8 protein-coding genes and 3 pseudogenes are annotated in these 7,945 nt (G+C 41.7%); 4 read left to right on the forward strand and 7 right to left on the reverse strand.

Going from position 1 to position 7,945, the window contains the following annotated elements:
* Positions 1 to 104: 104 nt before the first annotated feature.
* Positions 105 to 494 (forward strand): annotated as a pseudogene (locus tag R3X26_RS18515) (IS110 family transposase); the annotation flags it as partial.
* Positions 495 to 570: 76 nt separating this feature from the next.
* Here the strand turns inward: R3X26_RS18515 and R3X26_RS18520 are convergent.
* Both R3X26_RS18520 and R3X26_RS18525 read right to left on the reverse strand, forming a co-directional pair.
* A complete protein-coding gene (locus R3X26_RS18520; protein ID WP_317718805.1) occupies positions 571 to 894 on the reverse strand; it encodes a DUF3316 domain-containing protein in 324 nt (107 codons plus the stop codon).
* Between the two features lie 180 nt (positions 895 to 1,074).
* Positions 1,075 to 1,206 carry a hypothetical protein gene (locus tag R3X26_RS18525; protein WP_317718812.1) on the reverse strand — a complete coding sequence of 44 codons (132 nt, stop codon included), beginning with the start codon at positions 1,204 to 1,206 and terminating at the stop codon, positions 1,075 to 1,077.
* An 87-nt stretch (positions 1,207 to 1,293) separates the two neighbouring features.
* Between R3X26_RS18525 and R3X26_RS18530 the strand changes: the two are divergent.
* Positions 1,294 to 1,764 (forward strand): annotated as a pseudogene (locus tag R3X26_RS18530) (hypothetical protein).
* Positions 1,765 to 1,941: 177 nt separating this feature from the next.
* Here the strand turns inward: R3X26_RS18530 and R3X26_RS18535 are convergent.
* Both R3X26_RS18535 and R3X26_RS18540 read right to left on the reverse strand, forming a co-directional pair.
* Positions 1,942 to 2,439 (reverse strand): GNAT family N-acetyltransferase, encoded by a 498-nt coding sequence (locus R3X26_RS18535; protein ID WP_317718806.1) that lies wholly within the window; start codon positions 2,437 to 2,439, stop codon positions 1,942 to 1,944.
* Complete coding sequence (locus tag R3X26_RS18540; protein ID WP_317718807.1) at positions 2,436 to 2,708, reverse strand: DUF1778 domain-containing protein; 273 nt, start codon at positions 2,706 to 2,708, stop codon at positions 2,436 to 2,438. Before R3X26_RS18540 ends, R3X26_RS18535 begins: the two co-directional genes overlap by 4 nt.
* 188 nt (positions 2,709 to 2,896) lie before the next feature.
* On the opposite strand from R3X26_RS18540, the pseudogene R3X26_RS18545 reads away from it, so the two are divergent.
* Positions 2,897 to 3,241: pseudogene (locus R3X26_RS18545) on the forward strand (IS6 family transposase); the annotation flags it as partial.
* A 238-nt stretch (positions 3,242 to 3,479) separates the two neighbouring features.
* On the opposite strand, the gene R3X26_RS18550 reads toward R3X26_RS18545, so the two are convergent.
* The 3 genes from R3X26_RS18550 to R3X26_RS18560 form a co-directional block, all read right to left on the reverse strand.
* Positions 3,480 to 3,995, reverse strand: coding sequence for an IS6 family transposase (locus tag R3X26_RS18550; protein ID WP_317718808.1), 516 nt, complete (start codon positions 3,993 to 3,995; stop codon positions 3,480 to 3,482).
* Positions 3,996 to 4,093: 98 nt separating this feature from the next.
* Complete coding sequence (locus tag R3X26_RS18555; RefSeq protein WP_317718809.1) at positions 4,094 to 5,650, reverse strand: alpha-glucoside-specific PTS transporter subunit IIBC; 1,557 nt, start codon at positions 5,648 to 5,650, stop codon at positions 4,094 to 4,096.
* 60 nt (positions 5,651 to 5,710) lie between these two features.
* Positions 5,711 to 7,039 carry a 6-phospho-alpha-glucosidase gene (locus R3X26_RS18560; protein WP_317718810.1) on the reverse strand — a complete coding sequence of 443 codons (1,329 nt, stop codon included), beginning with the start codon at positions 7,037 to 7,039 and terminating at the stop codon, positions 5,711 to 5,713.
* Positions 7,040 to 7,226: 187 nt separating this feature from the next.
* On the opposite strand from R3X26_RS18560, the gene R3X26_RS18565 reads away from it, so the two are divergent.
* Positions 7,227 to 7,943 (forward strand): GntR family transcriptional regulator, encoded by a 717-nt coding sequence (locus R3X26_RS18565; RefSeq protein ID WP_317718811.1) that lies wholly within the window; start codon positions 7,227 to 7,229, stop codon positions 7,941 to 7,943.
* The last annotated feature ends 2 nt before the right edge of the window (positions 7,944 to 7,945 follow it).

The raw sequence follows: 7,945 nt of genomic DNA on the forward strand, positions 1-7,945 counted from the left end.
GGCTGATGATTGGGGCAGGATAGCGATAACCTGCATAGATATTTGAATTTTTCATTCACAGATTATCGCATAATTGATTGGTAAGCTGTTAAGTTGACAGTACCCATGCCGCTGCCGTTGTAAATGAGTTAAATCAAGTACTATCTACCGAAAGCTTTCCAACAACTAGGCATGGATATAAAAAAATGCTTATGTGGATGTCATCATTTGGCCGTGTTTCACGGATCGGAATTGAATGCTCAGGTACATATGGCCTTGGTTTACTACGATACATGCAAAGCAGTAGGATTGAAGTGTTAGAGGTTACCGCACCAGACAAATCTGACCGTCGTAAACAAGGAAAAGATGACTCATTAGATGCTGAAAATGCGGCACATGCTGCTTTTAGCAAATTGAGAACAGTTACACCAAAAACAAGAGATGGAATGGTAGAATCTCTTAGAGTCCTAAAAAGTTGTCGAAAAAGTGCGGTATCGGCTCGAACAGTGGCTTTACACTTCAGGGCTAAATGATGATTATCGTTCAACCCTGTTAGAGCTTGGGATTAAAATGGGATAGTCGTTGTTCAACTTAACTATCATTGCTGTCATAAGAGTAATTCACTTCTAGTTCTGCACGATAACTAATAGTGTTTGGATCTGTAGCAAGTTCAGTCACCTTCACTTCAACATTGTTGATTGAAACATCAGAGCCATCTAGTACGCGCAAATCTTTTTGAAGTTGGAAGTCTGTTTTATTACTTAGTGAATCAGCAAGTATAAATCCGGCTTCATACGCTTGTGTTTTGGTATCAAAATCTTTTGTATTTAATGTTGATGTTGAAGTTACCATGCTAGCAAACGCAGTTGAACTAATAAGAAGTGTGGTAACAGCCATAGTAAGAAGTTTTTTCATAATAGTGTCCTTTTAAATCTGATTTATCTTGAGAAGATGGAATTATCATACACTTTAAGGGGGTTAAGGCTGGGTTAACGTAAATGTAAAGGAATGTAAAGAAGGTAAAGTCAAATTAGCTGATGCTACGGCAGCATTTCCTAATGAGTATATATAAAAGATATAGGCTTCCTTCTGAAATTACTCGACACGACGTCTAGTTGTACCCAAAGGTGTTTTGAATTCACCGGAACGTCCCGTTGTCATAACAGTTAAGCGATCTACTGGAATTTGCGAAATAACTCCAAAATCAGAAAGATACTCTGGACTCATAACTCCTTCCAAGCCAATCCGATTCAAAACAGTTTGATACGTTTCGCATGCCCTTCATGCCCACCAGCATTTTTAGGTCTTAAAAACATAGGGTCTAGTACGGCGAATACAAAAGCTGATGTATCTAAAGCCACGTCAAAACACAATCCATTCTCGAACATCCTCAAATCAGGGGAAGCAGACAAACTAGGTTCAAAATCTCAAGGGAAAGTCCTCTTCGAGATTGCTCAAAACAGTGAAGATAAACAACTCTACTTCCTAATTGCAGGCCAGACAGGGGCGCAGGGTTACATTCAAAACAGTGGGTTCCATGCTCTAAGTTATTCGAGGTTATCGAATCTCAGGGTGATAAACCATGGAAAAGTCAGGTCTACATCCCTCTATTCTTCTGGTTCAGCCAACAATCAGGGCTTCTGTGCCGCTATCATTCGTGGTCTAGGTTTAGCCGTGAAAGCTGAGTGTTCTATTTACTTACATGTCGTTTCAGAGAAATACCAAGATAGGAAAAAGGAGCTTCTCGGCCTCGTTAATCACATCAAACCTACCAAGAACAAATAACAGAAGGATCTCATTATGAATTTAGTCTTCGATAAAGAGCGTCTAGTGCTACCAATTAGTACCGACCTTCAAGATGTAATTAACATGGTTATTGATCGCTCTCAGAAACTAACCCCGTCAACATAGCGTTGTTGCCCGTTAGCAAGGCGTTTTAGTTTGCTAAAGGCTAGTGGTTAACTAGCCTAAGCTTACTCTCACATCAGCAATGGTGATGAAGAGTTTATTTTCTGTGTCTTCAAATGCTTGAAAACCAAAGCGTTCATAAAATTGTTTCGCACCGTCTTTGGCATCAACGATAACAACCGGAAATGCAACGCTATCACTAGCAGCTAACAGCTTTCTGAGTGCGTCGATAAGCAGCCATTCACCAAAGCCTTTCCCCTTATATCGGTCATCGACAGCAAGACGGGCAATCAGACCACCTGAGGTGGATGATTGGTGCTTTTTTTGTAACTTGTCGGGCAATGCCTTTAAGTCAATTGGCGTCATTGTGAGCGTGTAAAAGCCGATGATATGTGAGTTGTCGTTATCATCTTCCAAAACAAACGTTCTGGTGTTGTCTTTCTTTGCTTGCTGACTCGCCATTACTTTTAAGTAATTATTGAGAGCTTCGATGCCACAGTTGAATCGGTTTCTATCGTGCTTAGTTTTATCTAGAAGTACCGTATTCATCATTGAGTTTTGCTCTCGTATCGTTCAGAAGCAGCTTTTAGTTTTGAGTTCTGTGTTGCAGGACGGTCTAAAGCGTCCATCAGCAACATAGCATCAGCTTGGTTCAGTTTTAAAGCTTGTTCACGTTCGATGACTTGTTTAGCTTTTTCAATTGCAGCGCTTAGAACAAATGAGTTTATACTAGACATGCCAGAGATTGCGGCAGCTTTAGTAAGTAAATCTTGTGTGTCGACATCAACTCTAGCGGTGATGCGAGGCAAGGTGGTAGCCATTATATTATCTCCTGTTGTGTCAAAATGTCACATAATTATTATGGCCTCAAAGTGTTCAACAAGCAATCTCTGTGTCACTTTGACACGTAAACTAACAAAAAAATCTTACATGGACACACACCATAAGGTTCTGTTGCAAGTTGACGACGTGAGGTAAGATCGAGTTTTACGACGAGGTCTCCACCATCATGACAATCAGCTTTTCTGCCCGCCATTTTCCATCGAAAATCATCCTCCTGGCGATCCGTTACTACCTTTCTTACAAGCTGAGTTATCGTGAAATTGCAGAGATATTGGCAGAGCGCGGTGTTGCTGTTGATCACTCTACGTTAAATCGCTGGGTCATAAAGTATGCTCTTTTACTCGAGCATAAAGCGCGTCAAAGAAAGAAACCGATAGCTAGCTCATAGCGGATGGACGAGACATATGCCAGCGTTAAAGGTCAGTGGAAGTATTACTATTGAGCAGTAGATAAGCACGGTAACATCATCGACTTTCTACTCTGCGACAGGCATGACGAAAAGGCGGCTCGAAATGATATATGGAAGGTATTGTCAAGTTAACTGGTTTTAGCCTCCGGGATTTGGTCAATAGTAGATTAACTAGCGGTAATATCATGCCAATTGTTAAATGCCGCAGATCTTCGACTTTTGTAAAAATTCGCATTGCACAAATGTCTTTGCAAGTTGAATACGTTGTAAACTAGAGAAAATATACTAAGAAAACGTTGTGCGTGTGCCCTACTTTTGAATTTTCTCATTTGCCGCACCCTCACTCTTGTTGCTCATGAGAACTTTCACACCGATTATTGTGATACTTGCTATTGTCGTGAATTGAATCTGGAGCAATTTCCCTGTGAGCGACATCATAACTGCGAAGCTTATCTGTCACTATTTTCCAAGGTCTAACTCCTTGATTTCTTGTCAATAGGCGGTTGAAAAAACGCTTAGCAGCCTTTCCATCTCTTTTTTCCTGGACGAGAATATCGATAACATCACCATCCTGATCTACCGCGCGCCAAAGGTAGTGCCGCTCTCCACGAATATTGATATACACCTCGTCCATGAACCACGTATCACCAAATCGATTGGCGTTTTTCTTGAGACGTTTGCTATAGATACTACCGAATTTGTTGCACCAATATCGAATAGTTTCGTAACTTACGGTAATGCCTCTCTCTGCTAGAAGATCTTCACCATCTCTAAAACTGAAGCTAAAACGGTAATACAACCAGACGGTATGTCGGATGATTTCAGGATGAAATCGATGTCTTTTATATATGCTCATGAAGAAATACTGCCATAGCATCGGTTAACTTGACAGTACCCTAAAAAGTGCCCCACCTCAAAATTGGGGCCTAAAACGCTATTCACAAATGATACTACTTAGACCTTAAGCAGTTGGGTCATTTCCTCTCTGACCTGTGGAACGGTTAAACCTACAATAACCTGAAAACTATCTCCGCTTCTGACCATGTTTACCGCACCATGCTGTTGGAAGTATGAGGTAGGTTTTACCAATTCAGGATCCTTAACCTTAATCCTTAAGCGCGTAGCGCAGTTAGTTAACAGCTCAATGTTCTGCTCACCTCCAAGGCCTTCCATAAAGGCGTTTGCTTGTGATAAATCTGTTGTAGGTGTAGAAGATGTTGCTGATTTAGACTCTTTGTAGTCCGCTTTAGTATATAGCTTGGCTTCTGAATCATCACGGCCTGGAGTCATAATGTTATATCTCACTATAAGTGTACGGAAAACGAAGAAATAAATAGCAGTAAACGAAAGCCCGATAATAAGCTGAATAACATAAGTACCCATATGATTTGAGCCTAATGGCAACCAGTTCTGGAATACAAAATCAATAAGACCAGTCTGAAAGTTCCCAGAGACCCCCAACAAATAGGCGATAGTTGCCATAGTAGCTGAAAGCAGAGCGTGCAGTGCAAACAGAGCCGGAGCGATAAACAAGAAGGTAAATTCAATTGGTTCTGTAATACCTGTCAAAATGGCTGTAAAAGCAGCCCCAAGTACTAAACCCATTACCATCTTTTTATTTTCTTGCTTAGCAGTTGAGTAAAGGGCCAAAGCGATACCAGTGCAGCCAAATACTTTACCCATACCGGTTAGCATCAAACCACCTTGTGGGAACTGCTCTGTTAGTGGAGCAGAACTCGCAGCAAACTCTTGCATATGTTGGATCCAGTAAGCCACAGTACCACCATCAACAGCAACAGGTCCGTAGAATACCGGGCCATACACAAAATGATGCAATCCGGTTGGAATAAGTAGTCTTTCAAGAAACGTAAACAACCAGACACCAAAAGAGCCTGCGTTAACAAGGAATGTTTGTAGGCCATTTATTCCGTCCTGAATGCTTGGCCATACAAAGCTCGTGATAACAGCTAGTAGAATCATGATCGGGAAGCTGATGATAACAACCAGAGGAGTACCACCAAATACAGCGGCCCAGTTTGGTAGCTTACGCTCAAAGTAGTGGTTATGCACCCACACTGAAATACTTGCGATAAGAATTGCACCTAACAGGTTGGTATCCAGAGTCAGGATGCCACCAACTTCAGTCAGACCGCGCTCACCGGCAACATAGTTGACCCCTAAATCACTTCCCCAAAACTGCAGAATGCCCCCAATGACATAATTAAAAGTGATATAGGAAACAAGAGTTGCGAGTACCGCTCGGCCAGAGGCAACCTTCGCAAGTGCGATCGGCAGACCAACAGCAAAGATGAGTGACATGTTTTTAAACACGGCAAGTGATGCTTGCAGCAAAATAGTAGAAATACTATGCCAGGTAGAGCCGGGGGTTGCCCAGGGAAATAAGTCCTGATTAAGCAGCATAACGGTGAACCCAAGCAGCATACCAGCCGCTGGAAACAGGAGTACAGGGACAAACATCGCGGCTCCAAACCTTTGTATCACGTCTTTCATAAAAACCTCAGTTTTTGATTTAATTATCAGACCTGTACAATACAGGCCCTATTTTATTCGTTATTTGAAAAATTGCGGTAAGTAAACACTGTTTTCTTTTAATACCTCATCCACAATGGCTATCGCGGTAGGTACATTTACGACGGTGCGGTTGAGGGTTAATGCATTGATCAGCTTTTGACGGCTACCTTCATACCAGGCATCAACAACCAGCTTCTCGTAACCAAGTTGACTCTCAATCATGGCTTTTTGGAACGTAGGAATCTTGCCGACAGAGAAAGCCAGAGGACCGTCATTAGTCAATGAGCAAGGAACCTCAACCATGGCGTCATCTTGAAGGTTAGAAATAATGCCGTTGTTCGGGACGATAACTAAATAGGTATCTCCCGTATTGTATGCCAGAGAAGATGCTACACGCACCATATAACGGCCATGGATATCCGCATGCAGCGTTTCATTTGCTGTGGTGCCTGCATCAATAATGCGCTGGTTTAGTTCAAATACACGCTTTTCACGACCATTGATAACCTGGCGTGCACGGGTATTACTGATGTCTTCTTTCGTAACCATCTTCTCCGGATAGAGATAATACTGAAGATAAGTGTTTGGTAGATATTCAGGGTTATCCTGCAAAAGCGTTCTCATATTCTGGAAGGTCGCCTGCCAGGATGGGTCATCGGCAATCTCTGGATCAATCGCGGTAATACCCTGATTTATTATTATATTTTTTATCTCATTGGTCAGATCCTGACCTTGCTTATTTTTGATTTTTGTAAACCAGCCATAGTGATTCAGGCCAAAATACTCAGGTACTAGATCCCAAAACTCACAACCTAAAAGCTGCGCGTAACTGACCATAATGGCAGCCGGCATATCACAAATATTCAGAATTCGCTTGTCGTAAGGAAATTCACGATTCAGCGCGTCTGCAACAATGGCGGCCGGGTTGGTATAGTTGAGAATCCAGGCATCTTTGCTGAAAGCACGAATTTCATTGACCAGCTCAATCATATCTCCTATGGAGCGTAAACCATACGCCATACCTCCGGCACCACAAGTTTCCTGCCCTACACAGCCGTAAGACAGCGGGATTTGTTCGTCACGCTCACGAGCAGCTAAGCCACCGGTACGAATTTGAATAAAGAAAAAGTCCGAATTGGAAAATGCGACTTCTTTATCTGTGGTGTAAATAAACTCTTCAACTTCCGGGTACTGTTCTTTGAATAAGATTTCCGTTGCCTTTGCGTTCGACTCCTGACGCTGTGCGTCAATATCGTAAAAAACGACTCTTTTTAAAGGAAAGGTCTCTTTTTCAGCAATCAGGCTGTTCATCATGCCCAGTGTGTAGGTACTACCCGCACCTACTACTGTTAGGTTTTGTCTCATCATAATCTTTATCACCTTGTGTATTGATGAATTAAATGTATCTTAAAAGTATCTTTATATAAATACATATAAGATACTTATAAAGACAATTAGTGATCAAGATCTCCATGAAATAGAATTAAAGTATTCTAAATGTATTATCGATCACAAGATTTGCTATGATGCATTTTCACGTACAAAAGGAGCCAAAATGAACAAACCGCGTTACCTCCAAATAGCAGAGGAGCTCATTGAGCAAATAGATAGTGGAACACTTGCAGCTGGTTCTATTCTTCCAACCGAAGGTGAGCTACAGAAAAGGTTTGGTGTGAGCCGGGTGACTATCAGAAAATCGATGAAGGTATTGGTTGATAAGGATCTGCTTTTCAGGAAACGAGGCAGCGGTACTTATGTAAAACCACCTCAGGCAACGCATAATGCCATTCAGCTTAATGGGTTTGTTGAAGAAGTTTCTAAACAAGGTAAAAAGCCGGGATCGAAAATAATCACTTTCGAAGTCATTGAAAGTGATGTCGTTATTGCAGAAAAACTGGGCTTGTGTGAAGGCGAAGAAGTTTATTCTATTCGGCGTTTGAGGCTTATTGATGATGAGCCTGAAATACTTGAACACACTTACCTGCCAGTAAACATGTTTCCAGATCTAAGTATCGGGGCGATGCGTAACTCCAAGTATGAATACATCGAGAAAACTAAGGGGCTAAAGATTAAGCTTTCCCGTCAGTCGGCTAAACCGGAAATACTCGTCAATCCTATAGCACAAGAACTTAATGTGGATGAAGGTTATCCGGTAATTAGGGTCGATTCTACCGGTGAACTAGATGATGGTAGAACGTTCGAGTACACAGTACATTACTTTAGAGTGAATCAATATAGTTTTGATTTTGTTGCTTACCGGGAAGTGAAATAGAG

This window comes from Vibrio sp. TH_r3 (assembly GCF_033101115.1).
GTDB lineage: Bacteria > Pseudomonadota > Gammaproteobacteria > Enterobacterales > Vibrionaceae > Vibrio.